The sequence below is a fragment of the Novosphingobium sp. SG919 genome (genome assembly GCF_012932495.1).
GTDB lineage: Bacteria > Pseudomonadota > Alphaproteobacteria > Sphingomonadales > Sphingomonadaceae > Novosphingobium > Novosphingobium rhizosphaerae.
The window spans coordinates 1,720,810-1,743,849 of sequence record NZ_JABCNG010000001.1 but is presented as its reverse complement, the minus strand read 5'-3'; the positions used below and the strand labels follow the sequence as shown (position 1 = coordinate 1,743,849).

Sequence of the window (23,040 nt, the reverse complement as noted above, 5' to 3'; positions counted from 1 at the left end):
AATGCCGCGCATTGCCGAACAGCGGCGGCTGCAATGGTCGCCGGAGCAGATGTTCGACCTGGTTGCCGACGTGCGCCGCTACCCAGAGTTCCTGCCCTGGGTGGTGGCCACGCGGATCAAGACGGACAGCGAAACCGAAATGGTGGCCGACATGCTCGTCGGTTTCAACGCGCTGCGCGAAAAGTTCACCTCGCGCGTGCGCAAGGTCGCGCCCGACCAGGCCCATAACGCCCGGATCGAGGTGGAATATCTCGATGGTCCGATGAAAAGCCTGTCCAACACCTGGGCTTTTCGCCCGGGCGAGGACGGCACCGGCTGCGTGATCGATTTCAACGTGGATTTCACGTTCCGCAACGCGCTGTTCGAAAAGCTCGCCGGCCAATATCTCGATCGCGCGTTCCGCAAGATGGTCGCCGCGTTCGAAACCCGCGCTGCCAAACTCTACGGCACCGAACAACCCGCATAACCGCCGCGAGAGGGGAGGAGGGCGCTAGCCCCTCATTCCTCGCCCGGCGGCAGCAACAGATCCAGCGCGCACAGCGTTGCCTGGTGGCGCACGGCGCTGCGCGTGCGGCATTGGTCGAACAGCCGCGTCTCGGCCATGATGTCTTCCGGGTTCTGCCCGCGTTGCGCGCGCGCGAACACCACGGTGCCCACCGGCTTCTGTTCCGATCCGCCATCGGGCCCGGCAATGCCGGTGATGGCCACGGCCACGTCGGCGCGCGAATGGGCAAGGGCGCCTTGCGCCATGGACCATGCGGTGGCCACCGAAACCGCCCCCACGGCATCGATCACGTCCATCGAAACACCCAGCACTTCGTGCTTGGCCTCGTTGGAATACGTGACGAAGCCACGATCGAGCACGGCCGACGAGCCGGCAATCTCGGTCAGCGCCGCTGCCACCATGCCGCCGGTGCAGCTTTCCGCCAGGGCCACGGTCCGGCCCAGGCGGCGATTTTCATCGATCACGCGCTGGGCCAGCGCCACGATATCGGGCGGGAGAAGGCAATCGGTTTCCGGGGGCATGATAGGGGTGCTTTCAGTTCTTACGGGGTTTCCGGGCACAGCGGCAGCCCGGATTTGCGGGGCTGGGCGCCCGGCTTGCGCGATGGCGTATCCACCATGCGGATAATGAAGGTAAACAATCCTGCGGTGTTTTCGGGCGGCAGCGGCGCGAGCAAGCGCGTCATTTGTTCCAGCGGCCGGCAATTCTCGGGCTTGAGCGCCTCGGTGACCATCTGCCCCAGCATGCCATCGGCAAAGGGTTGCAGCGCCTTGTCGGGCAGGTTGGCCATCTGGGCGATGGTCTTGTCCTGGTCGGTCTGCGCCAGCTTGATCAGCGCGGCCTTGGCGCGGGGCCAGGCCGCGGGCTTGGCCACGGCATAGCGCTGCACCATGCCCTGGCCTTCACGCGCAAAGAACCCCTGCGGCGCCAGGTGCGGCGCGCAATAGGTCATCGCGCTGTCCATGACTGCGGGCAGGGCATAGGACACCATGGCATTGACATCAGCGGTTTCGAGGCAAGCCGGCGCGGCGGCCTGCGCACATTGGCCGGCCAGCAGCGCGCCCAGCGCCAGGGTTGCGGAAGCGGCGCGGATCATTGCGGCACCACGGTGGCCACGGCCTGGGCGGCGATGCCTTCACCGCGCCCGGTGGTACCCAGGCGTTCGGTGGTGGTGGCCTTCACGCTCACGCGGTCTATCGGCAGGGCGAGGATTTCCGCCAGGCGGGCGCGCATTGCGGCCTTGTGCGGGCCGATCTTGGGCGCTTCGCAGATGATCGTCACGTCGACATGGGCGATGGCCTGGCCGCTCTGCGCCACAAGGGTGGCGGCATGGGCCAGGAAGCGATCGGACGAGGCGCCTTTCCATTGCGGATCGGACGGCGGGAAATGATCGCCGATGTCGCCCGCCGCGATCGCGCCCAGCAAGGCATCGACCAGCGCGTGGATCGCCACGTCGGCATCACTATGCCCCGCCAGGCCCTTGTCGTGGTCGATCTTCACCCCGCACAGCCACAGTTCCTCGCCCGCTACCAGGCGGTGGACGTCAAAGCCCATTCCAACGCGCGGATGAACAGACATGTCGGCACTCTCCAGATCGGCGGCAAAGGTCACCTTGCGCAGCGCCTCGTCTCCCGGCACCAGCGCGACGGGCAGGCCGGCGGCATCGGCCACTTGCGCATCGTCGCCCGCTTCGGCGGCGTCACCCCCGGTGTTGGCGGTCCAGCCACGATGCGCGGCCAGGATGGCAGGATAATGAAAGGCCTGCGGCGTCTGCACGCGATAGAGCCCGTCACGCTCCACCGCCGCGTGGCGCAGGCCATCGGTGCCGCGCACCACGCTGTCGACCACGGGCAGCACGGGAATCGCCCCGGCCACGTTCTCCAGCGCCGCCAACAGTCCATGGATCACGGCGTGGGGCAGGACAGGCCGGGCCGCATCGTGGATGAGCACGCGCGCGGGTGCATCGTCCACCAGCGCTTCAAGCGCCAGCGCCACCGATTCCCGGCGGGTGCTTCCACCCTGGACGAGGGCGACGCCGGGCAAGCCCTGCAGGGCATTGCCTGCCGCCTCTTCCCAGCCCTGCGGAATCGCCACCACGATCGGCGCCACGCCGGCTCCGATCAGGGATTCCACGCTATGGCGCACCAGGGGCTTGCCGTGCCAAACAGCGAACTGCTTGGGCACGCTGCCGCCCGCGCGCAGGCCCTTGCCCGCCGCCACCACGATTGCGGCGGTTGCAGGTGCTTTGGTTTCGGTTGAAAGGGGAGGGGCAGGGTTCATGCGAGGTGCGCCTCTACCAGCAGGGCGGAGCGAAGCCAAGCGGCGCTTGCGCTCGCCCGGATAGCCCGCTTGCCCGGCGGGTCGTCTTGGACTATGGGCTGCCTGTTTTTTAGGCAGTTATACGCAGATCATGACCCAGGTTCCCGTTCCCCCCGTTCTTGCCCCGCTCGACGTCGGCCCCGTGCGCATTGGCTGCCCGGTAGTGCTGGCGCCGATGACGGGCGTGTCCGATCTGCCGTTCCGCCTGATGGTGCGGCGCTTCGGTTCGGGCCTGAACGTCACGGAAATGATCGCCAGCCCCGCCGCGATCCGCGAAACACGCCAGTCGATCCAGAAATGGGCTTGGCACCCGACAGAAGAACCCGTTTCGATGCAACTGGTCGGCTGCGATCCCGAACAGATGGGCGAGGCTGCCAAGCTTTCCGAAGATCGTGGCGCCGCCATCATCGACATCAACATGGGCTGCCCGGTACGCAAGGTGGTCAACGGCTATGCCGGCTCTGCCCTGATGCGCGAAGTGCCGCTGGCCTCCCGCCTGATCGAGGCGACGGTCAAGGCTGTGAAGGTGCCCGTGACGGTCAAGATGCGCATGGGCTGGTGCCATGACAGCCTCAATGCCCCTGAACTGGCGCGCATCGCGCAGGATCTGGGCGCGCAGATGATCACCGTCCACGGCCGCACCCGCAACCAGATGTACAAGGGAAGCGCCGACTGGGCCTTCGTGCGCAAGGTGAAGGACGCGGTGACGATCCCCGTGGTCGTCAACGGCGATATCTGCGGGATCGAGGACGTGGCGCAGGCCGTGGCGCAAAGCGGCGCCGATGGCGTGATGATCGGGCGCGGCGCCTATGGCCGGCCCTGGCTGCTCGGCCAGGTCATGCATTGGCTGCAGACCGGCGAAGTGCGCCCCGATCCCACGATCGAGGAGCAATATCACCTGATCGTGGAGCATTACCGGATGATGCTCGAACACTATGGCCCGGTGACCGGCGTCAACATGGCACGCAAGCACCTGGGCTGGTACACCAAGGGGCTGCCGGGCTCGGCTGAATTCCGCAATCGCGTCAATTTCATCGACGACGCGTCCGACGTGCTGGACAATCTCGAAGCGTTCTACGCGCCGCTCCACACCCGCGAAGCGGCATGACCCAAGGCATGGACCGCACCCGTGCCGAACATCTGGTGCGGCCCGATCCCAAGCGCATGATCGCCAGCTTTCCGCTGGCCGTGCTGCTGTTGGCGCCCGACATGACGATTTCGGCGGTCAACCCGGCGGCGGAACAGTTGCTGGGGCAAGGCGCGCGGCGCGTGGTGGGCAAGGCCCTGGCCGACATTCTCGCGTTCGAGGAACCCTTGATCATGAGCCGCCTGGCGGATGCCGAAACGCATCTGGTGGCGCGGCGCGTGCGCGTGGGCCTTGGCGGTAAAAGCCCACGGGCGCTCGATGTCATGACCGCGCCGGTGCAGCATCATCCCGGTTGGCAGATGCTGGTGCTGCATGAAATGAGCGGGGTCGAAGGCCTTAGCGACGACGTGCCAGGCGTTGGCGGTGGCGAGACCGGCGCCCTGCGCGCGCCCGAGGTCTTGGCGCACGAAATCAAGAACCCGCTGGCCGGCATCCGTGGCGCGGCGCAGTTGCTGGATCGCAAGCTGGGCGAGGCCGATCGTGCGCTGACCGGGCTGATCACGGCCGAAGTAGACCGCGTCGCCAAGCTGATCGATCACATGCAATCGCTTTCCCGCCGCATTCGCGAACCGGCGGTGCCGTGCAACCTGCACGAGGCGGTGCGCCGCGCCCAGGCGGTGATCGCGGCCAGCGATCCCGGCGCGGTGCTGGTGCACGAGGAATTCGATCCTTCGCTGCCGCCCGTGACGGCCAATCCCGATGCGCTGGTGCAAGTGCTGCTCAACCTCATGACCAACGCGCGCGAGGCATGCGAAGGCCAGGCCAACCGCCGAATTGTCGTGCGCACGCGCTTTGCCAGCGGCATCCAGGTGCATTCCCGTGCCGGCAAGCCGCTGCGCCTGCCGATCGAAGTGCGCGTCAGCGACAATGGCCCTGGCATCGACCCCGCCCTGCGCGATCACATTTTCGAACCCTTCGTCACGGCCAAGAAGAACGGGCAAGGGCTGGGCCTGGCCCTGGTGCAGAAACTGGTGCGCGAAATGAACGGTCGCATCACCCACGATCGCGACGAGGCTGGCGGATGGACTCACTTCCGCCTGCACCTGCCCGTTGCGGGCACCGTCCAGAGCGATTGAGGCCATGAAAGAATCCATTCTCCTGGTTGAGGACGATTCCTCGATCGCCATCGTCATCACCGCCGCGCTGGAGGCGGAGGGCTTTCATGTCGATCGCTGCGACAGCATTGCCGGGCGCGATTGCCTGCTGGCCGGCAAGGCCTATGGCCTCATGTTGACCGACGTGATGCTTACCGATGGCGATGGGATCGAAACCTTGCCGCCGGTGCGCGCGGCGTTCCCGCGCATGCAGGTGATCATCCTGTCGGCCCAGAACACGCTCGATACCGCGGTGCGGGCCAGCGACACCGGGGCGTTCGAGTATTTCCCCAAGCCGTTCGACCTGGAAGAACTGGTGCGCACGGTGCGCCAGGCGCTCGGCGCGCTCGACGGTGGCGACCTGCCCGACGCGGCGGACGACCTCGGGCAGGGCCTGCCGCTGGTGGGCCGCAGCCCGGCCATGCAGGCGGTCTATCGCATGATCACGCGCGTGTTGCGCAACGATCTGACCGTGCTGATCCTGGGCGAATCCGGCACCGGCAAGGAACTGGTGGCCGAGGCGATCCACCAGTTGGGCAATCGCCGCGACGGCCCGTTCGTGGCCGTCAACACTGCCGCAATTCCCCACGAACTGATCGAGAGCGAACTGTTCGGGCACGAAAAGGGCGCGTTCACCGGCGCGGTGGCGCGCCAGATCGGCAAGTTCGAACAGGCTGCGCGCGGCACACTGTTCCTCGATGAAATCGGCGACATGCCGCTTGAGGCGCAGACCCGCCTGCTGCGCGCGCTGCAATCGGGGCGCATCCGCCGCGTGGGCGGGACCGAGGAAATTGCCCTCGATTGCCGGATCATCGCGGCCACAAACCGCGATCTGGTGCCGATGATCGCCGCCGGCACGTTCCGCGAAGACCTTTATTACCGCCTTGCCGTGGTCCCGATCGAGCTGCCCCCGCTGCGTGACCGGGCCGACGACGTGGAGGCGCTGTCGCGCCATTTCCTGGCCCGCGCCGCCACGGAAGGCCTGCCCCGTCGCCAGCTTTCGGCAGCCGGCGCCGCCTTGCTGGCTCGACAGCCCTGGCGCGGCAACGTGCGCGAACTGCGCAATTTCATCTTCCGCCTGGCCCTGCTGGCGCGCGACGACGTGATCGACGACGCCACGATCGAGCCCTTGTTGGCGGCCGATAGTGGCGCTGGCCGCACGGCAGAAGGGGAAGGGGGCAACCCGGCCAGCGCCCCGGCCGATTTCGCCGCCGCGCTCGAGGCTTACCTGGCCCAGGCGCGGCCCGAGCCGGGCATGCTCTATGATGCTGCGCTGGCCGCGTTCGAGCGGCCGCTGTTCCTGCATGCGCTCGCGCAGACCGGCGGCAACCAGCTGCGCGCCGCGCAATTGCTGGGGATCAACCGCAACACCTTGCGCAAGCGCCTGGTCGATCTGGGCATTGCGCCCGAGGATGCGCTGGGTGGCCGCTGAGCGGCGATACGGCGGGGCAAGCTGTCACAAAAACACTTGCAATTTTGCAACAGCGGCGTTGTAAAGGCGCCACGATGGTCGCAATTGCAACACGTTCGGGCAAACGCCTGCCGCGCTGGTGGCGCCGGCTGCTGGTCGCCCTGCGGCGTGCCAACGTGTTCCTGCTATTGGAAATGACCGCCGGAACGGCGCTGATCACGATGCTTGCGGTATCGTGGCAGACGGTCAGTGCCAATGGCGCGGCCAACCAGTTGCTGCCCGCGCGGCTCACTTCGGTCTTGCTGATCGGTTCGCTCGTGCCGGCCATGGCGCTGATCGTGCTGGCCGGACGCCGCTTGGCGCTCGCCCGCGCGGCGCGCAGCGGCCTTGGCACCAGCGGGCGCCTGCACGTGCGCCTCGTCTGGCTGTTCTCGCTGATCGCGGCCATTCCCACCCTGCTGGTGGTGATCTTTGCCTCGCTGTTGTTCCAATCGGGCGTGGAATTCTGGTTTTCCAACGATTCCCGTGGGATGCTGGAAAATGCCAGCAGCCTGGCGCGGGGCTATTATGCCGACAAGCTGCGCGACGTGGGGCGTGAAAGCGTCGCCATGGCCGGCGACGTGCGTGGGTATTTCGACCAGGCGCCGATCACCAGCCAGGATTTCCTCGCCGGCTATTCCTGGCAGGTCTACAGCCGCAAGATGGACGAGAGCGCGATCATCGAACGCGCCCGCGACGGCACCTTGCGCACCGCCGCCATCGTCGATCCCAACGTCAAGGACGATCGCGAGCGCATCACACCCGACGAGTTGAAGAAGCTCGACGCCGGCGAGCAGGTGGTGGTCAAGGCTTCGGCCGAGCGCATCGAGGCGGTCACCACGATCGATCACCAGCGCGGCATCTACCTTTACGTCGCCCGCAATTCCGACAAGCTGGCCCTCAACCAGTTCGAGCGCGCCAAAAGCGTGCTGAGCGCCTATGACGTGCTCACCCGCAGCGCGCGCGCCATCCAGCTGCGCTTCAACGTGGCGCTGTTCATCATCAGCCTCGCGCTGGTGGTGCTGGCGGTGTGGGTTGCGCTGCGTTTTGCCGATCGCCAGGTTGCCCCGTTGATCGAACTGGTCAAGGCCGCGCGCAGCGTGGGCAGCGGCAACTTTGCCATGCGGGTGGCGCCGGGCAAGGACGTGGACGAAGTCGGCATGCTGACCCGCGCGTTCAACCGCATGACCGCGCAGCTCGAAGGGCAGACCCAGGCCCTGGTCAACGCCAATGCCCAGCTCGACGTGCGCCGCGTCTTCATCGAAACGGTGCTGGAATCGATCACCGCGGGCATCGTTTCGGTCGGCCCGGACGGTACGATCCAGCTGATGAATTCCTCGGCGCAAAAGCTGCTGCTCGAAGATCCCGGCGTTTCGGCCGACGGCCGCCCCCTGGCCGAAATCGCGCCGCAGATCGCGCAACTGGTGGCGAACGGCGAAAGCAGTGGCATCGTGCAATATGCGCGCCAGGGGGACTTGCTCACCCTGGCGGTGAAGGCGCGGGCCGATCGCCACGGCCACGTGATCACCTTCGAGGATATCACCCGCCAGTTGATCACCCAGCGCCGCGCGGCCTGGTCGGACGTGGCGCGCCGCATCGCGCACGAAATCAAGAACCCGCTCACCCCTATCCAGCTGGCCACCGAGCGTCTCAAGCGTCGCTATCGCCGCCAGATCCTGACCGATCCCGAACTGTTTGAGGAACTGACCGCCACGATCATCCGCCAGGTGGGTGACTTGCGCAAGATGGTGGACGAGTTCTCCTCCTTCGCGCGCCTGCCCAAGCCGGTGTTCCGCAGCGAGGACGCCAGCGACCTTGTGCGCCAGGCCCTGTTCCTGCAGGAAGTGGCCCATGCCGACGTGACGTTCACGTTCTCCAGCGAAGCCGCTTCCGTCCCGTTCCAGTGCGACCGGCACCAGTTCGGCCAGGTCATGACCAACGTGCTCAAGAACGCGGTCGAGGCGATCGAGCAGCAGCGTGCCAAGGCGGCCGATCTCGATTATCGCGGTCGCATCGCGGTACTGCTCGATGACGACGCCACGTCGGTCACGGTCACCGTGATCGACAATGGCGTGGGCCTGCCGGTGGAGCGGGAACGCATCCTCGAACCCTATGTCACCACCCGTGAAAAGGGCACGGGCCTTGGCCTCGCAATCGTCAACAAGATTGTCGAGGAACATGGCGGCGACATGGCCTTTGCCGCCGAACCGGCGGGCGGCACGCGCGTCACCATGCGCTTCGCCCGCGATCCCGTGGCCCAGGCCACAATCCCCGCAACGGCGCCACCGGGCGAAACGGTGACCGCCACGCAACACTGATCCCCTGCCAGACCACAGGATTCCACCAGACTTTTCCACAGGACCAATACTTCCCATGGCTCTCGATATCCTCATCGTCGACGATGAACGTGACATCCGCGAACTGGTTGCGGGGGTGCTCAGCGACGAAGGCTATGGCTGCCGATTGGCCGCCGACAGCACCTCTGCGCTCGCTGCGGTTGACGAACGGCGGCCCAGCCTGGTGCTGCTCGACGTGTGGCTGCACGGCAGCCCGATGGACGGGCTGGAAGTGCTGGACGAGATCAAGAAGCGCGAGCCGGAATTGCCGGTGATCATCTTCTCGGGCCACGGCAACATCGATACCGCCGTTTCGGCAATCAGCCGGGGCGCCATGGATTTCCTGGAAAAGCCGTTCGAGGCAGAGCGTCTGTTGCTGCTGGTGGAGCGCGCGACCGAAACCGAGCGCCTGCGCCGCGAAAACCAGCGCCTGCGCCAGGGCTTCGTCGCTTCGGAGGAATTCACCGGCAATTCCGCCGCGATCAACCAGGTGCGCGCCACGTTGAAGCGCGTGGCCAATACCGGCAGCCGCCTGCTGATCACCGGGCCGGCCGGATCGGGCAAGGAAGTGGCCGCGCGCCTGCTGCACAGTTGGAGCCCGCGCGCACAGAACGCGTTCATCACGGTCAATTCCGCCCGCATCACGCCCGAACGCTTTGAACAGGAACTGTTCGGCGAGGAAGCCGATGGCAAGCTGGTGCGCGCCGGCCTGCTGGAAATGGCCGATGGCGGCACCCTGTTTCTCGACGAAGTGGCCGACATGCCGCCTTCAAGCCAGGCCCGCATCCTGCGCGTGCTGACCGAGCAGGCCTTTGTGCGCGTGGGTGGGCATCGCCAGATCCGCGTGGACGTGCGCGTCGTTTCGTCCTCGTCCCGCCCGCTGGAAAAGGAAATTGCCGAGCGGCGTTTCCGCGAAGACCTGTTCTATCGCCTCAATGTCGTTCCCGTGACGATCCCGCCACTGACCGAGCGGCGCGACGATATTCCCGCGCTGGTCGACCATTTCTTCACCCGCTATGCCAGCGAGCAGGGCGTTTCCCCGCCGGGCATCACGCCAGAGGCGATGGCCGCGCTGCAAAGCTATGATTGGCCCGGCAACGTGCGCCAGCTGCGCAACGTGGTGGAACGCACGATCATCCTCACCCCGCGCGAGCGCCTGGCCCGGATCGAGGCCGACATGCTGCCTGCCGAAATCGTTTCGACCCGCCTGGGCAACGAAACCGGCACGTCTGCGCTGATGGGTGTGCCGCTGCGCGAGGCGCGCGAGAATTTCGAGCGCGAGTACCTCAAGGTGCAGATCCGCCGCTTTTCCGGCAACATTTCCAAGACCGCCAGCTTCATCGGGATGGAACGCTCGGCCCTGCATCGCAAGCTCAAGCTCTTGGGCATGGCGGAGCGGCGCGACGACGAGGACGAAGACTGAATTTCGGTTCTGTCGCTCGCGGCTTTTACGCATAAGCGAAGGTTTGCGACAAAAACCCGGTTTACGCGGACGCGAAGCGGCCATAAGACAAGGATCGAACCCGGCTTGTGGCCATTGTGGTGTCATCTTGCACCGCAATGATCATGGGCCAGATCGCGCAGCCTCAAGAAGAGGCCCGCCAATATAACGGAGTCACGCGAAATGACCGGAAAGACACTCTCCGCACGTCCCCGCGCCAAGGCTGAAGCCGCCCCGGCCGAAACCACGGCCAGCGCGCCTGCATCGGCGCCCGCTGCATCGGCCCCCGCTTCTTCGGGTGGCGCAGTGAAGGGCCAGAACCTTCAGGACGTGTTCCTCAACCACCTGCGCAAGAACAAGATTCCCGTCACCATGTTCTTGGTGAAGGGCGTCAAGCTGCAGGGTATCGTCACCTGGTTCGACAACTTCTCGATCCTGCTGCGCCGCGATGGCCAGTCGCAGCTGGTCTACAAGCACGCGATCTCCACGATCATGCCGGGCCAGCAACTGTCGGTCGCGCACTTCCAGAGCGGCGGGGACGACAACGGCAAGAAGCGCCTCCTGCAGGAAGTGTTCCTGTCCAGCGTGCGCGATGCCGGCGTGCAGGTCACGATGTTCCTGGTCAACGGCGTGATGCTGCAGGGCAAGGTTGCCGCCTATGATCTTTTTTGCATGTTGCTGGAACGCGAAGGCTATGTGCAGCTTGCATACAAGCACGCCGTCTCGACGATCCAGCCTGCCGGCCACGTCGATCTGACGGGTGACTGGGAAGGCGAAGCGAACTGAGCACGTTTGAATTTGGTCGCAACGCGGGTGACATCGAAGGCGAAGTCAGCCGCGGTGCGCGCGCCATTGTCGTTCTGCCCGATATTCGCCAGCGCGGCGGCTTGGGCGAAGACGCCGAAGCGCGCCTGGAAGAAGGGCAGGGCCTGGCCCACGCCATCGGTATCGACGTGGTCGATGCCTTTATCGTGCCGATCCGCGCCGTGCGCCCCGGAACGCTGTTCGGGGAAGGGCAGGTGGAACGCCTGGCCGTCAGTATCGCGCAGAACGAGGCCGAGCTGGTCATTGTCGATGGCTCGCTGTCGGCAATCCAGCAGCGCAACCTGGAAGACAAGCTCAAGCGCAAGGTGATCGACCGCACCGGGCTGATCCTCGAAATCTTCGGGGAACGCGCCGCCACGGCCGAAGGGCGCCTGCAGGTTGAGCTTGCCCACCTTGATTACCAGGCCGGCCGTCTGGTGCGTTCGTGGACTCACCTTGAGCGGCAACGCGGCGGCTTCGGCTTCCTGGGTGGTCCCGGCGAAACCCAGATCGAGGCGGACCGGCGGATGATCCGCAACCGCATGGGCCGCTTGCGCCGCGAACTTGAGCAAGTGCGCCGCACGCGCGGATTGCACCGCGAGCGGCGCCAACGCGCGCCTTGGCCGGTGATTGCCCTGGTTGGCTATACCAATGCCGGCAAATCCACGTTGTTCAATCGGTTGACCGGGGCAACGGTGATGGCGGAAGACCTGCTCTTCGCAACGCTTGATCCCACGATGCGGGCGATCCGCTTGCCCAGCGTGGAAAAGGCCATCTTGTCCGACACCGTCGGCTTCATTTCCGATCTGCCGACCCAGCTTGTCGCCGCGTTCCGCGCAACGCTGGAAGAAGTGACCGCCGCTGACGTGATCGTGCACGTGCGCGATATCGCCAATCCGGCGGCCGCGCAGCAGAAAGCCGAAGTGGAAGAAATCCTGGCCGATCTGGGCGTTATCGGGGAAGGGTGCAGCAATATCCCCATCGTCGAGGCATGGAACAAGTGGGACCTGCTATCGACCGAGGACCGCGAGACGCGCGAGGCGATCATTGCCCATGCCGTGCCCGAACAGCCCGTCGTGCCGATTTCGGCGGTGACCGGGGAAGGCGTCGATGCGCTGCTCGACGTCTTGAGCGAACTGCTCACCGGTGGCGCGCAAGTGCTGGAACTGACCGTGCCAGTGGCCGATGGCCAGCGCCTGGCCTGGCTTCACGCCCATGGCGAAGTGCTGAGCGAGGAAGCGAACGAGGACCAATCGGCGCTGCGCCTGACGGTGCGGCTAAGCCTGGCTGATATCGGCCGTTTCACCACGCTCTGAGGCTTTAACCGCCTGCCACAAGGCTTCCTGGCGGTCGAGGTCGAGTGTCGCGAACTGGCCGCCGGCCAGGGCTTCCATCGCGCGAAAGCGACGCTCGAACTTGGCATTGGCGCGGGCCAGCGCGTCCTCGGGTGCGATGCCGTGGGCGCGCACTGCGTTGACGGCGGCAAACAGCAGGTCACCGGCTTCCTCCAACTTGTGCGCCTCGCTCTGTGCGGCGGCCAGTTCATCCAGTTCCTCGATGACTTTGGCTGCCGGGCCTGCCAGATCAGGCCAATCGAAACCGACGCGGGCGGCGCGCTTCTGCAGCTTTTCCGCGCGCATCAGTGCCGGCAGCGCCAGGGCTACGCCGTCCATCGCGCTCTGCTCGCCCTTGGCGGCGCGCTCGGCCGCCTTGCGATTTTCCCAGCGCTCCTCGCGCGATTGGCCTTCATCGTCCTCGCCGCCAAAGATGTGAGGATGGCGCGCTTCCATCTTTTCGGCGATGGCCGCCGCCACGTCATCAAAGCGGAAAAGGCCGGCCTCCTGCGCCATGCGGCTGTGGAACACCACCTGCAACAGCAGATCGCCCAGTTCCTCGCGCAACGCCGCCATGTCGCCACGCGCGATGGCGTCGGCCACTTCATAGGCTTCTTCGATCGTGTACGGCGCGATCGTCGCGAAATCCTGAGCGAGATCCCACTCGCAGCCTTGCTGCGGATCGCGCAGGCGGGCCATGATTGCCAGCAGGCGATCGAGCGCGGGAGAACCATTGGTGACCGGTTGGGAGAGCGTCGTCATGGTGCAAATCCTACTGCGAAGGGCGGCCGATGTCATCCATGCGCAGCGGGCTCCTTATGATGGATAAGATGTATTATGTAAAATGAAGGGCGGCCATCACGTGGATCAACGCTGGGTCACCCAGTCATAAGCCAAGGCCGTCAGCACGATGATCACGATCCAGATCAACGCCATCTGGGCCCTGGCGCCCCATGCCACACGGCGAAAGGCGCCGTTGCGAGACACGAGGACCAAAGCCATGGCCAAGCCGATCAACGCAACGATGCGATCTGGCGTGATCATGGCATGGCGCTCACAGGGTGATCTCCAATCCGTCATAGCCAGGCTGGACGTGATCGGGCGTTTCTGCGCACAGCGCGCGATAGTCCATCGACTTGTCGAGATGCGTCAGCACCGCCTGGCTAGCGCGGCATGCTTCCACCAGTTCCAACGCCATGGCCAGATGCGCATGCGTTGGATGTGGCTGGCGCCGCAGCGCATCGACCACAAGCACGTCAACCCGATAGAACAGGTTGATCATCTCGGCATTTATTTCTGAAAAATCCGTGGCATAGCCAATGGATTTACCATTCTGGTCGAACCGGAAAGCAGTCGATTGCGCGGGTCCATGGGCCATCTGGCAATGGCTGATGCCGATGCCCGCCACCATCCGCACGCGATCGAGATTATCGAGATTGCAGATCGTGTGATAGCCATGCTGCCCGGCAAAGACATAGCCGAAGCGCTGCCGCAGCCGCCGCACGGTTTCATCGGCAGCATAGCCCGGGATCGGCGCGCCGCGGCCCATGCGCAGCGGGCGCAGATCATCGATGCCGTGCGTGTGATCGGCGTGATCGTGTGTCCACACCACGCCGTCGATACGGTCGATCTCGGTGGCCAGTAACTGATGCCGCAAGTCGGTTGGCGTATCGACGAGGATGCGCGAACCGTCCGCACCCTCTACCACGATGGCCACGCGCGTGCGGCGGTTGCGCGGTTCGCCGGGGTCGCAATCGCCCCAGTCGTTGCCGATGCGCGGCACGCCGGTTGACGTGCCCGAACCCAGCATCACCAGCTTCATGCCGCCGGCCTTTCCGCCTTCACAAACAGCTTGAAGAAGTTATCGGTGGTCTGCGCGCCGAGTTGTTCCAGCGAAACGCCACGCAGGCCGGCCACGAAGGCCGCGGTATCGGCCACGAACGCCGGTTCGCATTTCTTGCCCCGATGCGGGATCGGCGCCAGGAACGGTGCATCGGTTTCCACCAGCAGCCGATCGTCGGGTATCGTCGCAACGAAGGCCTGCAAGTCCTTGGCATTCTTGAACGTCACGATGCCGGAAATCGAGATGGTCAGGCCCAGATCCAGCACCGCCCGGCCAAATTCGGCCGTGGCGGTGAAACAGTGGATCAGCGCGGGGAAGGCCCCCTTCCCCATCTCCTCGGTCAGGATGCGCAGCGTGTCATCTTCCGCATCGCGCGTGTGGATGATCAGCGGCAACCCGGTGTCGCGGGCCACGCCGATATGCACGCGGAACAGATCCTGCTGAACCTGGCGGTCGGAATGATCGTAATAATAGTCGAGCCCGGTTTCGCCGATACCGATCACCCTCGGATCGTCGGTCGCCGCCGCCAGCACGGCCGCGCCGAGATCGGCATGGCCATCTGCTTCGTGTGGATGGATGCCGACGCTCGCCCAGACATCCGCCTCGCGATGGGCGACGGCCACGACCGCCTCCCACTCGCGTTGCCGGGTGGAGATGTTGAGGAACCCGCGCACGCCGCGCGCGCGCGCTGCCTCCAGCGCCTCGGCCTGCCGGTCGACCAGCCCTTCGTAAATCAGATGGCAGTGGGAATCGATCAGCATCAGGCGCTTGCGCCTTCCTCGGCCGGCAGTTCCAGGCGCGGGAATGCGCCCACGGGCTGCGCCAGCGCTTCGCCGGTTGCCACGCGTTCCATGTACCACCCGGCATGGCCGAGGGCGCCAAAGCCGCGCTGTTCGGCCGGAATGCCGAGCTGGTCCAGCACCTTGCCAGCAGCAGTCGGCACAACCGGGGCAATGGCAATGGTCAAGTCGCGAATGGCCATGAACAAGGTAAGCAGCACGGCGCGCATTCGTTCCGGATCGGTCTTGCGCAGCGTCCAGGGCGCCTGCTCGTCGATATAGGCGTTGCAGGCAAAGACCGCGCGCATCCAGGCTTCGATCCCGGCCGAGAAGTTGAGCGCGGCAAACTCGCGCGGCAAATCCTCGGCGGCCGCACCATGTACGGTGGCCAACAGCGTGTCATCGGCCTCGGTGCTCGAAAACGTGTCGAGCTTGCCATCCATGTTCTTGAAGATCATGGAAAGCACGCGCTGCACCAGGTTGCCATAACTGTTGGCCAGCTCGGCATTGCAGCGCGTCACGATCGCATCGGGCGACCACGAGCCATCCTGCCCGAACGCCACTTCGCGCATGAAGAAATAGCGCACCGCGTCCACGCCAAACGTCTCCGCCAGCGCGATGGGATCGGTCACGTTGCCCAGCGACTTGGATTCCTTCTGCCCGCGATTGAGCAGGAAGCCATGGCCGAACACCTGGCGCGGCACCGGCAGACCGGCGCTCATCAGGAAGGCGGGCCAGTAGATCGTGTGGAACCGCACGATGTCCTTGCCGATCAGGTGCAGGTTTGCTGGCCAATACTTTGCAAAGGCATCAGTTTTTTCCGGCCAGCCGAGGCCGGTGAGATAGTTGGTCAGCGCATCGACCCACACGTACATGACATGGTTGTCGCTGCCCGGAACCTTCACGCCCCAGTCAAAGCTGGTGCGCGAGACCGAAAGATCGCGCAGCCCCTGCGAGACGAATGCGATCATCTCGTTTCGGCGCGCCTCGGGCCGGATGAAATCGGGATTTTCGGTATATAGCGCGAGCAGCTTGTCCTGGTACTTGGACAGTCGGAAAAACCAGCTTTCCTCCACGGTCCATTCCACTGGCGTGCCCTGGGGCGAAAGCTTGGCGCCCCCTTCCCCTTCGATGAGTTCGCTCTCGTCGTAATAGGCCTCGTCCCGCACCGAGTACCAGCCTTCATAGCGATCGAGATAGAGATCGCCGTTGGCTTCCATCCGCTTCCAGATTTCCTGGCTCGCCGTGTGGTGGCGCGGTTCGGTGGTGCGCAGAAATACGTCATAATTGACGTTAAGGGCGTGCGCCATATCAATGAAATGCTGCGACATCTGGTCGCTCAGCTGCGCCGGCGTCAGATCCAGGTCGCGCGCCTTTTGCGCCATCTTCAGGCCATGTTCGTCGGTTCCGGTCTGCAGGCGCACGTCGCGGCCCATCGCCTTGTGGAACCGGGCGATCACGTCTGCGGCGATCGCTTCATAGGCATGGCCGATGTGCGGCTTGCCGTTGGGATAGGAAATGGCGGTGGTGATGTAATAAGGTTCGCCCATGGCGACAGTCGCTTCCTTCAGCGGGATGTTGCCCCCGCTCTAGTGCGAGCAGCGCGCGCCAGCAACCCGCCGATTTCCATAACCAGCAGCGCGGGCTCGAAGTTGTGCGTCGGCACTTCGCGCGCCAGCTCCACCAGATGCTGGTGCGCGGCAATGATCCTGAGGCGATTGTCTGCGCCTGCTTCCACCACCGCCTCGCCCAACACGGTCCGCGCCGCCTCGATCGTTGCCAGCAGCCGCTCGCGATCCGGCCTTGCCCCCAGTGCCGCGCCCAGTTCGCCACGCAGCGCCAGATCGGGATCGCCCTCGCGCAGGATGCGGCGCAGCAGCGCGAGCGGGCGCCCCAGATCGTGCGCGGCAAACATCAATGCCGCCCCCGGCGAGCCATGCGCGACGGCAATCGCCGCACTGCGCGTCTCTGCGTCCAGTTCCGGCGCGGCCAATGAAACGGCTTCGTTCAATTCCTTGGGATCGAGCGGCCGGAACCGCAAGACCTGGCAGCGCGAGCGCACCGTGGGCAGCAGGCGACCGAGCTGATGGACCACCAGCAGGAAGAACGTACCCTGCGGTGGTTCTTCCAAACCCTTGAGCAGGGCGTTGACTGCGCCTTTCTCCAGGTGGTCGGCCGCGTCCACGATCACCGCTCGGCGCGCGCCGAGCGTCGGCCGCGTGTGCAGGCGATGGAGCATCGTGCGGATCTGGTCGACATTGATGTTGCGCTTGCGCGCATAGGGGCGGCCTTCGTCGCGCTTCTTGGCCTCGTCATCGTTGGCGGGCAGCGGCTCCAGCAGCAGGATATCGGGATGCTGATGCGCGGGTGGTTGGCTGACGCCTGGCTCTGCCACCAGTTCGGCCGCCGCTTCCAGCGCGAAGCTGGCCTTGCCCAGCCCTTCGCGCCCGGCCAGCAGCCAGCCATGGTGCATGCGCTGCCCGGCCATCGCCGCGCGCCAGGTTTCCCGCGGATGCTCGTGCCCGATCAGCATCACGCCGCCATCCACGGTGCCAGCACCGCCAGAATGCGCGTGGCGACCTGATCGGGCGTGCCGAGCGCGGAAATGCGGGCAAAGCGCGCCGGTTCTGCCTGGGCAAAGCGATCGAACGCCTCCGCCACGCGGGCATGATAGGCCGCCTCGCGCCCGCCGATGCGGTCGGACACGCCCTGATCGCGCAGGGCACAACGCGCGGCGGCTTCTTGCGCCGGCAGTTCGAGCAGGATGGTGCAATCGGGCAACAGGCCTTCGCTGCCGATCGCGTGCAGGGCCATGACCTCCGCATCGGAAAGCCCGTTGCCGCCGCCCTGATAGGCGCGGCTGCTGTCGATGAAGCGGTCGCAGATCACCCATGCGCCGCGTTCCAGCGCCGGGCGGATCAACCGCTCGACATGGTCGGCCCGCGCCGCGGCGAACAGCAATGCTTCGGCCCTTGGCCCCCAATCCGCGCCCTGGGTGCTGAGCAGCAGGCCGCGGATCGCCTCCGCACCCGGCGTGCCGCCAGGCTCACGGGTAAGCACGACCTCGATGCCATGGGCCGTCAGCGCAGCGGCCAGCAGGCGCGCCTGGGTGGACTTGCCCGCCCCTTCCCCACCTTCGAAGACGATGAAGCGGCCGGTGGAAGACATCGCGTTCACCGGCCCACCATCGCGGTGAACCCGTCGCGCAGACGGTCGAGCATGCCGCCCGCCGGCACCGCCTCGGCCGCGACCAGCGGCAGCCGCGCTTCGGGCTGGCCCGGAGCGCGGACGATCAGCAGAGCCACGTCCTGCCCCTTGGCGATCGGCGCACGCAATGGCCCCTTGTAGCGGATCGACAGCGTGGGTCGCACTTTCTGCCCATGCGGCACCAGCATGGCGAGTGGACGCGCCGCCATCAGGCCAACACTCGCCACCGTGCCACCCTGCACCCGCGCGCTGCCCAGATGCGCGCCGGGTGCGAACAACGGCGTTTCGTCGAACGCGGCAAAGCCCCATTCGAGCAACGCGGCACCATCGCGCGCGCGGTCCTGCGGACGGTCGTAGCCGCCAACCACCATCATCAACCGGCGGCCACCGCGCTGGGCAGAGCCGACCAGGCCATAGCCGGCCTCGTTGGTGAAGCCCGTCTTTACGCCATCGGCACCCGGCACCGCGCCATAGAGCGGGTTGTGGTTGCGCTGCTCGATGCCGTTCCAGATCATGGTTTCATGGCCATAGAAGCGCCGGTAGAAATCCGGGTGGCGGGTGATCAGCGCGGTGCTGAGCGTGGCCAGGTCGGCCGCCGAAACATACGTGCGGCCCTCGTCCATCCAGCCATTGGGTGTGTTGTAGTGCGTGTCGCGCATGCCCAGCGCGCGGGCCTGTGCATTCATCAGCGCGGTAAAGCCCGGCACGCTGCCCGAAACACCCTCGGCCAGGACAACGCAGGCATCGTTGGCCGAAACCGTCACGATCCCTTCGAGCAGATCGGCCACGCGCGTTTGGCTGTTGTTTTCCAAAAACATCGTGCTGCCCACGCGGTGCCACTGGCGAAACGTTTCGGGCCGCATGGGAAAGCTGGCGTCAAGCTTGAGCTTGCCCTGCTTTACCAGTTCGAACGCGACATAGCTGGTCATGATCTTGGTGAGCGAGGCGGGCACAAAGCGGCGGTGCGATTGCCGCTCGAACAGCACGCGCCCGGAATTGACGTCGATCAGCAGCGCGATCGGTGCCACCACTTCAGGCGGACGCGCCGGATCGGCCGAAACCTCCACATGGGGAGACCGGATCGCCTGGGCGGGCACGGCCGCGAACGCCGCAGCGACAGTGGCGGCGGCAGCAGCAACGGAAAACAGACGGCGCAAGCAAAACCCCGAGTTTACGAATGGGCCAGAAAGCCAGGCAGCCTATGGCGCGCGCTGGATCTGCGCATCCGCATAGCCCGCCCGCTTCGCCTTGCCCAGTGCCGCCTTGGCCTGGTCTTGCGAAGCCGCACCGATACGGACCCGGAAGAACTTGCCGGCGGGCAAGACGGTGCCGCCCACTTCACGCGCGGCCTTTTCAGCATTGGCACGGGTGGAAAAGGCACCGACCTGAACGGCATAGCCCCCACCCGCGCCGGCGGCGGCGGGCTTGGCTTCCGGTTTCGGCGCCGGCTTGGGCTCGGGCTTTGCCGCCGGAGCGGGTTTGGCGACGGCTGGCTTGGGCGGAACCGGCGCTGAAGCAGCCGGCTTTGGCGACGCAGCCACCTTGGGCGGGCTTGCCACCGGGCTCGGCAATGGCGGGCGGGGTGCCGGCATCGGCGTGGTGTTGCGGGTAGTAACCGGACGGGCCTGTGGCGCGCTGGCCGGGCCCACCGGCCGCGGCGCCGTGGGCACGGGCGGTTGCGCCGTCGGCGCCGTGCCTGCCAAAGCGGCGGCCAGCACTTCCGGCCGCGGGTCTGCCGGTGGCAGGATGCCCAGCTTGCGCTTGAGCGCGGTGAGCAGGCCTGGCGGCGTATCCATGCGCTGCGGGGCATGCTGCCCGGTGCGGAGCAGCGCACGCTCCACTTCGGGTGGGTTCACCCGCCGCACGCGCACGGGCGCATGCGCGCCGGTGAGGCCAAGCTGCGCGAGGGCGCCGGGCGACAAGGCCACCAGTCCATCGCCCTGCATCGGCCCGCGCCGTTCCAGACGCACCAGGATCGTGCGCCCGCTGTCAAGCGCGGTTACTTCCACATAACAGGGCAAAGGCAGCGTGCGGTGCGACCCGCTGATCCCACCCTCGCCCGCGCTATCGGGCACGGCATAGCCGACGGCATCATAATTGAGCGTGTCGGCGGGCGTATAGGTCACGCCGTCCACGGCGAAAGGCGCGCCCAGCACCATCGGATAATCCGCCGCCGGTCCAGAGAGCGGCTGGGCCGCAGCAGTGTGAACCAGGCCGCCAAAAGCCAGCAACGGCGTGGCACAGGCAGCGGCGATCAGGGCGGCCCTAAACAAGGCCGGGCGGCTAGCGGCTGATTTCATCGGCGAGCAATCCCACGGAAAGGGCGTAGAAGTTCGAGCAGTTGTAATCGAGGATGACCCGATAATTTCCGGTTAGCAAATAGGCAGTCCGCCCTGGCCCGTCCGGCTCGAAAAACGTCGCCAGCGTATCGTCTCCGGCGGGCCAATATCCCGCCTGAGGCATCATGCCCAGCGCGCGCCATTCGCGCACGGTCCGCCACCGGCTGTGCCGGGCAAAGACCTGCGGGCAACGCGGGCTGGCCAACGTGGTGCCCAGGCTCGCGCGGTCAAGCCCGGCCGGCGCGGTGACGGCAAATCCCCAGGGCTCGCCCGGCCGCCACCCGGCATCGCGGAAATAGTTGGCGATCGAGGCCAACGTATCGGCCCGGCTGGACCAGATATCGGCCAGCCCATCGCCATCGGCATCCTGCGCCACGCGCAGATAGACACTGGGCAGGAACTGCGGATTGCCAAAGGCGCCGGCCCAGCTGCCCACCAGTTTCTGCCGGGGCACGCCGCGATCGATCATCTTGAGCACGGCGATGAATTCATCGGCAAACAGATCGCGCCGACGCCCTTCATAGGCCAGCGAGGCCAGCGAGCGCGGCAGATCGAAATCGCCCGTATAGCTGCCGAAATTGCTTTCATGGCCCCAGATCGCCAGGATCACCGGCCCGGGCACGCCGTAACGGCGGGTGATTGCGGCAATCTGCTGGCCCGATTCGGCATAGATGCGCTGCCCCTTGGCAATGCGCCCGGCATCGACATGGCGGCGGCGATAGGGCTCGAACGAGGGGATTCCGCCGGTGGACGGTCCGCCGCCGGGCTGGCTGCGATCGAACGCAATCACGCGTGGGTTGAACGTCAGCCCCGGCAGGACGCTGCCGATGGTCTGTTCACGCACGCCGGCCCCGCGCGCCTTGGCCGCCAGCAGTTGCAGATACCCCTGGAAACCGGCTTCCTCTCTGTCTTGCGCCACGGCTGGGCCACCCAACGCCGCCAGCACCAGGGCCGCACCCATGGCCAGGCGCCGCCAGGCCTTGCGGGTGGCCGCGCGCCACGGTGCGGCACGAGAAAGGTTAACGCTTGAAACGAAAGGGATCGATTGGGCCATCATTGCAGGCTGTCTTGCATGCCTTGCCCGACAATGGAACACCCGCGCGCCGGGGTGATGCCCCAAGGCCGCCGAAAATCGGCCCGCCGGCGCATTTTGCGTGGATGGCCCGTGCAAAACCTCTTTGCGCATCGCGTGACAACCGCTATCGGCGGCGCGCCAGGAAGGGTGGCAGAGTGGTCGATTGCAGCGGTCTTGAAAACCGCCGATGTGCAAGCATCCGTGGGTTCGAATCCCACCCCTTCCGCCATTACCCCCCGCTCAGCCCCATGTCGCGCAGCGCGCGGCGGTAGAACATCGAGCTCATGTCGGCGGCCAGGTGCGCTTCGGCGGTAGGTTCGAGCGGTAGGCGCGCGGGCCATTGCGCTTCGACCATGGCCTTGTCTTCCTCGAACACCTGGCGGTTGAAATCATAGACGCCTTGCACCGGTTGGTCGGTGTCGAAATTGCGTGCGATCGGCACGAACAGACGCGTCTGCGTGGCCGACATCGGCGAGGCGGCGTTGAGGATGACGAGGCGGTCGCTGCCGGGGAAATGCACTTCCAGCGTGGCAGTGAACGGCGCGTGGCAGCGGAAATGGCGCAGCCAGCGGAAGCCGGCAGGCGCCTTGTCCACCCCCTTGGGATAGTTGGCGACGTTGCTCCAATATTCTGCCTCGAACCCCTGGAGCGTGCGCCGGGGGCGATAGTCCGGCACCTGGGCATTGTCGGGATCGGCAAAGCTTTCGGTGTGGATGAAGGCGAAATGGGCAACGTCGAGGAAGCCTTCCATCTGCCGCCCGGCAGAGCCATGAATGTCGATCCATGGGCAGACGATCTGCTGGAAGCCAGGCTCGTCCCAATGCGGCACGGCGATGATCGCGTCTGGGCCGGGCTCCCCTGCGGCGGGATCGAGGCAGGTCCACACCAAGCCATAGCGTTCAACCGCAGGATAGGTGGCAAGGTGGAATTGCGCCGGGATCGAACGATGCGGCTGGGCAGGAATGTGCACGCAGCGGCCAGCGGCGCCGAACGTCAGCCCGTGATACGGACATTCCACGCCCTGCCCATTGGCACGCCCCATGCTCAACGGCACGCCGCGATGCGGGCAACGATCGGGCGCGATGACGATCCCGCCTTGCGCGCGATAGAGCAGGAGCGGCTGGTCCAGCAGCTTGGCCTTGAGCGGCGCCTCGCCCACTTCGCGCGCCAGGGCGACGGGGTACCAGTGCTGCGCCAGGATCGCCCAGTCCTTTGGTGCGAAAGTGCAGCCGTGCGGCAGGGCCGGTTCATCTGGCGCGATCAGGGCGGTGGCCATGGGCGATACCTCGTTGATTCCATGCGATGCAGCCATGATGCTGTCGAGCGCGCGTTCGATCAAACGCATTGATTCTGACGCAGCGTTGCAA

General features: G+C 65.9%; 22 protein-coding genes and 1 tRNA gene. 9 read left to right on the top strand and 14 right to left on the bottom strand.

What is annotated here, in order from left to right; genetic code table 11:
• The first annotated feature begins 1 nt into the window (after position 1).
• Positions 2–466: a type II toxin-antitoxin system RatA family toxin gene (locus FHT19_RS07835; RefSeq protein WP_168554994.1), complete on the top strand. Its 465-nt coding sequence runs from the start codon at positions 2–4 to the stop codon at positions 464–466.
• A 32-nt stretch (positions 467–498) separates the two neighbouring features.
• Here FHT19_RS07835 and FHT19_RS07830 read toward each other — a convergent pair whose 3' ends face one another.
• The 3 genes from FHT19_RS07830 to FHT19_RS07820 are packed head-to-tail and all read right to left on the bottom strand — an operon-like array spanning position 499 to position 2,785.
• Entirely contained in the window at positions 499–1,026 is a 528-nt protein-coding gene (locus FHT19_RS07830) for a CinA family protein (RefSeq protein WP_168554993.1), read from the bottom strand.
• A 20-nt stretch (positions 1,027–1,046) separates the two neighbouring features.
• Positions 1,047–1,601 carry a hypothetical protein gene (locus tag FHT19_RS07825; RefSeq protein ID WP_169474498.1) on the bottom strand — a complete coding sequence of 185 codons (555 nt, stop codon included), beginning with the start codon at positions 1,599–1,601 and terminating at the stop codon, positions 1,047–1,049.
• Entirely contained in the window at positions 1,598–2,785 is a 1,188-nt protein-coding gene (locus tag FHT19_RS07820; protein ID WP_169474497.1) for a bifunctional 2-C-methyl-D-erythritol 4-phosphate cytidylyltransferase/2-C-methyl-D-erythritol 2,4-cyclodiphosphate synthase, read from the bottom strand. Before FHT19_RS07820 ends, FHT19_RS07825 begins: the two co-directional genes overlap by 4 nt.
• 130 nt (positions 2,786–2,915) lie before the next feature.
• Between FHT19_RS07820 and dusB the strand changes: the two genes are divergently transcribed.
• The 7 genes from dusB to hflX all read left to right on the top strand — a co-directional run bounded on the left by dusB (position 2,916) and on the right by hflX (position 12,412).
• Positions 2,916–3,932 (top strand): tRNA dihydrouridine synthase DusB, encoded by a 1,017-nt coding sequence (gene dusB / locus FHT19_RS07815; protein ID WP_169474496.1) that lies wholly within the window; start codon positions 2,916–2,918, stop codon positions 3,930–3,932.
• Positions 3,933–3,940: 8 nt separating this feature from the next.
• Complete coding sequence (locus FHT19_RS07810) at positions 3,941–5,047, top strand: ATP-binding protein (protein WP_246865916.1); 1,107 nt, start codon at positions 3,941–3,943, stop codon at positions 5,045–5,047.
• A 4-nt stretch (positions 5,048–5,051) separates the two neighbouring features.
• A complete protein-coding gene (locus FHT19_RS07805; protein WP_169474495.1) occupies positions 5,052–6,497 on the top strand; it encodes a sigma-54 dependent transcriptional regulator in 1,446 nt (481 codons plus the stop codon).
• A 74-nt stretch (positions 6,498–6,571) separates the two neighbouring features.
• Positions 6,572–8,833, top strand: coding sequence for an ATP-binding protein (locus FHT19_RS07800; protein ID WP_168554988.1), 2,262 nt, complete (start codon positions 6,572–6,574; stop codon positions 8,831–8,833).
• Positions 8,834–8,888: 55 nt separating this feature from the next.
• Positions 8,889–10,274, top strand: coding sequence for a sigma-54 dependent transcriptional regulator (locus tag FHT19_RS07795; protein WP_168554987.1), 1,386 nt, complete (start codon positions 8,889–8,891; stop codon positions 10,272–10,274).
• A gap of 201 nt (positions 10,275–10,475) precedes the next feature.
• On the top strand, positions 10,476–11,078 hold the full coding sequence (hfq, locus tag FHT19_RS07790; protein ID WP_168554986.1) for an RNA chaperone Hfq: 603 nt from the start codon (positions 10,476–10,478) through the stop codon (positions 11,076–11,078).
• Complete coding sequence (hflX, locus tag FHT19_RS07785; protein ID WP_169474979.1) at positions 11,075–12,412, top strand: GTPase HflX; 1,338 nt, start codon at positions 11,075–11,077, stop codon at positions 12,410–12,412. The genes hfq and hflX overlap by 4 nt, the downstream gene beginning before the upstream one ends.
• On the opposite strand, the gene mazG is transcribed toward hflX, so the two are convergent.
• The 10 genes from mazG to FHT19_RS07735 form a co-directional block, all read right to left on the bottom strand.
• A complete protein-coding gene (gene mazG, locus FHT19_RS07780; protein ID WP_169474494.1) occupies positions 12,374–13,192 on the bottom strand; it encodes a nucleoside triphosphate pyrophosphohydrolase in 819 nt (272 codons plus the stop codon). The genes hflX and mazG overlap by 39 nt on opposite strands.
• Positions 13,193–13,297: 105 nt before the next feature.
• Positions 13,298–13,474 (bottom strand): hypothetical protein, encoded by a 177-nt coding sequence (locus tag FHT19_RS07775; protein WP_169474493.1) that lies wholly within the window; start codon positions 13,472–13,474, stop codon positions 13,298–13,300.
• A gap of 10 nt (positions 13,475–13,484) precedes the next feature.
• The gene (locus FHT19_RS07770; RefSeq protein WP_168554983.1) at positions 13,485–14,252 is read right to left on the bottom strand and encodes an MBL fold metallo-hydrolase; all 768 of its coding nucleotides are present in this window, start codon (positions 14,250–14,252) and stop codon (positions 13,485–13,487) included.
• The gene (locus tag FHT19_RS07765; protein WP_169474492.1) at positions 14,249–15,034 is read right to left on the bottom strand and encodes a TatD family hydrolase; all 786 of its coding nucleotides are present in this window, start codon (positions 15,032–15,034) and stop codon (positions 14,249–14,251) included. The genes FHT19_RS07770 and FHT19_RS07765 overlap by 4 nt, the downstream gene beginning before the upstream one ends.
• Positions 15,034–16,602: a methionine--tRNA ligase gene (gene metG / locus FHT19_RS07760; RefSeq protein ID WP_169474491.1), complete on the bottom strand. Its 1,569-nt coding sequence runs from the start codon at positions 16,600–16,602 to the stop codon at positions 15,034–15,036. Before metG ends, FHT19_RS07765 begins: the two co-directional genes overlap by 1 nt.
• A gap of 17 nt (positions 16,603–16,619) precedes the next feature.
• Positions 16,620–17,585 carry a DNA polymerase III subunit delta' gene (locus FHT19_RS07755; RefSeq protein ID WP_169474490.1) on the bottom strand — a complete coding sequence of 322 codons (966 nt, stop codon included), beginning with the start codon at positions 17,583–17,585 and terminating at the stop codon, positions 16,620–16,622.
• Positions 17,585–18,220 (bottom strand): dTMP kinase, encoded by a 636-nt coding sequence (tmk, locus tag FHT19_RS07750; RefSeq protein WP_169474978.1) that lies wholly within the window; start codon positions 18,218–18,220, stop codon positions 17,585–17,587. Before tmk ends, FHT19_RS07755 begins: the two co-directional genes overlap by 1 nt.
• 5 nt (positions 18,221–18,225) lie before the next feature.
• Positions 18,226–19,416, bottom strand: coding sequence for a D-alanyl-D-alanine carboxypeptidase family protein (locus tag FHT19_RS07745; RefSeq protein ID WP_248290312.1), 1,191 nt, complete (start codon positions 19,414–19,416; stop codon positions 18,226–18,228).
• A gap of 42 nt (positions 19,417–19,458) precedes the next feature.
• Positions 19,459–20,532: an SPOR domain-containing protein gene (locus tag FHT19_RS07740; protein WP_248290311.1), complete on the bottom strand. Its 1,074-nt coding sequence runs from the start codon at positions 20,530–20,532 to the stop codon at positions 19,459–19,461.
• A 10-nt stretch (positions 20,533–20,542) separates the two neighbouring features.
• On the bottom strand, positions 20,543–21,559 hold the full coding sequence (locus FHT19_RS07735; RefSeq protein ID WP_169474488.1) for a lytic murein transglycosylase: 1,017 nt from the start codon (positions 21,557–21,559) through the stop codon (positions 20,543–20,545).
• A 255-nt stretch (positions 21,560–21,814) separates the two neighbouring features.
• Between FHT19_RS07735 and FHT19_RS07730 the strand changes: the two genes are divergently transcribed.
• Positions 21,815–21,902, top strand: a tRNA-Ser gene (locus FHT19_RS07730).
• On the opposite strand, the gene FHT19_RS07725 is transcribed toward FHT19_RS07730, so the two are convergent.
• Positions 21,903–23,018 carry an aromatic ring-hydroxylating dioxygenase subunit alpha gene (locus FHT19_RS07725; RefSeq protein ID WP_282435858.1) on the bottom strand — a complete coding sequence of 372 codons (1,116 nt, stop codon included), beginning with the start codon at positions 23,016–23,018 and terminating at the stop codon, positions 21,903–21,905.
• Between the last annotated feature and the right edge of the window lie 22 nt (positions 23,019–23,040).

Coding starts and splice junctions, on each gene's coding strand:
- FHT19_RS07805 (WP_169474495.1), top strand. CDS start 5,052: ATGAAAGAATCCATTCTCCTGGTTGAGGACGATTCCTCGATCGCCATC.
- FHT19_RS07810 (WP_246865916.1), top strand. CDS start 3,941: ATGGACCGCACCCGTGCCGAACATCTGGTGCGGCCCGATCCCAAGCGC.
- tmk (WP_169474978.1), bottom strand. CDS start 18,220: ATGTCTTCCACCGGCCGCTTCATCGTCTTCGAAGGTGGGGAAGGGGCG.
- FHT19_RS07770 (WP_168554983.1), bottom strand. CDS start 14,252: ATGAAGCTGGTGATGCTGGGTTCGGGCACGTCAACCGGCGTGCCGCGC.
- FHT19_RS07765 (WP_169474492.1), bottom strand. CDS start 15,034: ATGCTGATCGATTCCCACTGCCATCTGATTTACGAAGGGCTGGTCGAC.
- FHT19_RS07735 (WP_169474488.1), bottom strand. CDS start 21,559: ATGGGTGCGGCCCTGGTGCTGGCGGCGTTGGGTGGCCCAGCCGTGGCG.
- FHT19_RS07800 (WP_168554988.1), top strand. CDS start 6,572: ATGGTCGCAATTGCAACACGTTCGGGCAAACGCCTGCCGCGCTGGTGG.
- FHT19_RS07795 (WP_168554987.1), top strand. CDS start 8,889: ATGGCTCTCGATATCCTCATCGTCGACGATGAACGTGACATCCGCGAA.
- FHT19_RS07775 (WP_169474493.1), bottom strand. CDS start 13,474: ATGATCACGCCAGATCGCATCGTTGCGTTGATCGGCTTGGCCATGGCT.
- dusB (WP_169474496.1), top strand. CDS start 2,916: ATGACCCAGGTTCCCGTTCCCCCCGTTCTTGCCCCGCTCGACGTCGGC.
- metG (WP_169474491.1), bottom strand. CDS start 16,602: ATGGGCGAACCTTATTACATCACCACCGCCATTTCCTATCCCAACGGC.
- FHT19_RS07755 (WP_169474490.1), bottom strand. CDS start 17,585: ATGCTGATCGGGCACGAGCATCCGCGGGAAACCTGGCGCGCGGCGATG.
- FHT19_RS07725 (WP_282435858.1), bottom strand. CDS start 23,018: ATGCGTTTGATCGAACGCGCGCTCGACAGCATCATGGCTGCATCGCAT.
- hfq (WP_168554986.1), top strand. CDS start 10,476: ATGACCGGAAAGACACTCTCCGCACGTCCCCGCGCCAAGGCTGAAGCC.
- FHT19_RS07830 (WP_168554993.1), bottom strand. CDS start 1,026: ATGCCCCCGGAAACCGATTGCCTTCTCCCGCCCGATATCGTGGCGCTG.
- mazG (WP_169474494.1), bottom strand. CDS start 13,192: ATGACGACGCTCTCCCAACCGGTCACCAATGGTTCTCCCGCGCTCGAT.
- FHT19_RS07825 (WP_169474498.1), bottom strand. CDS start 1,601: ATGATCCGCGCCGCTTCCGCAACCCTGGCGCTGGGCGCGCTGCTGGCC.
- FHT19_RS07835 (WP_168554994.1), top strand. CDS start 2: ATGCCGCGCATTGCCGAACAGCGGCGGCTGCAATGGTCGCCGGAGCAG.
- FHT19_RS07820 (WP_169474497.1), bottom strand. CDS start 2,785: ATGAACCCTGCCCCTCCCCTTTCAACCGAAACCAAAGCACCTGCAACC.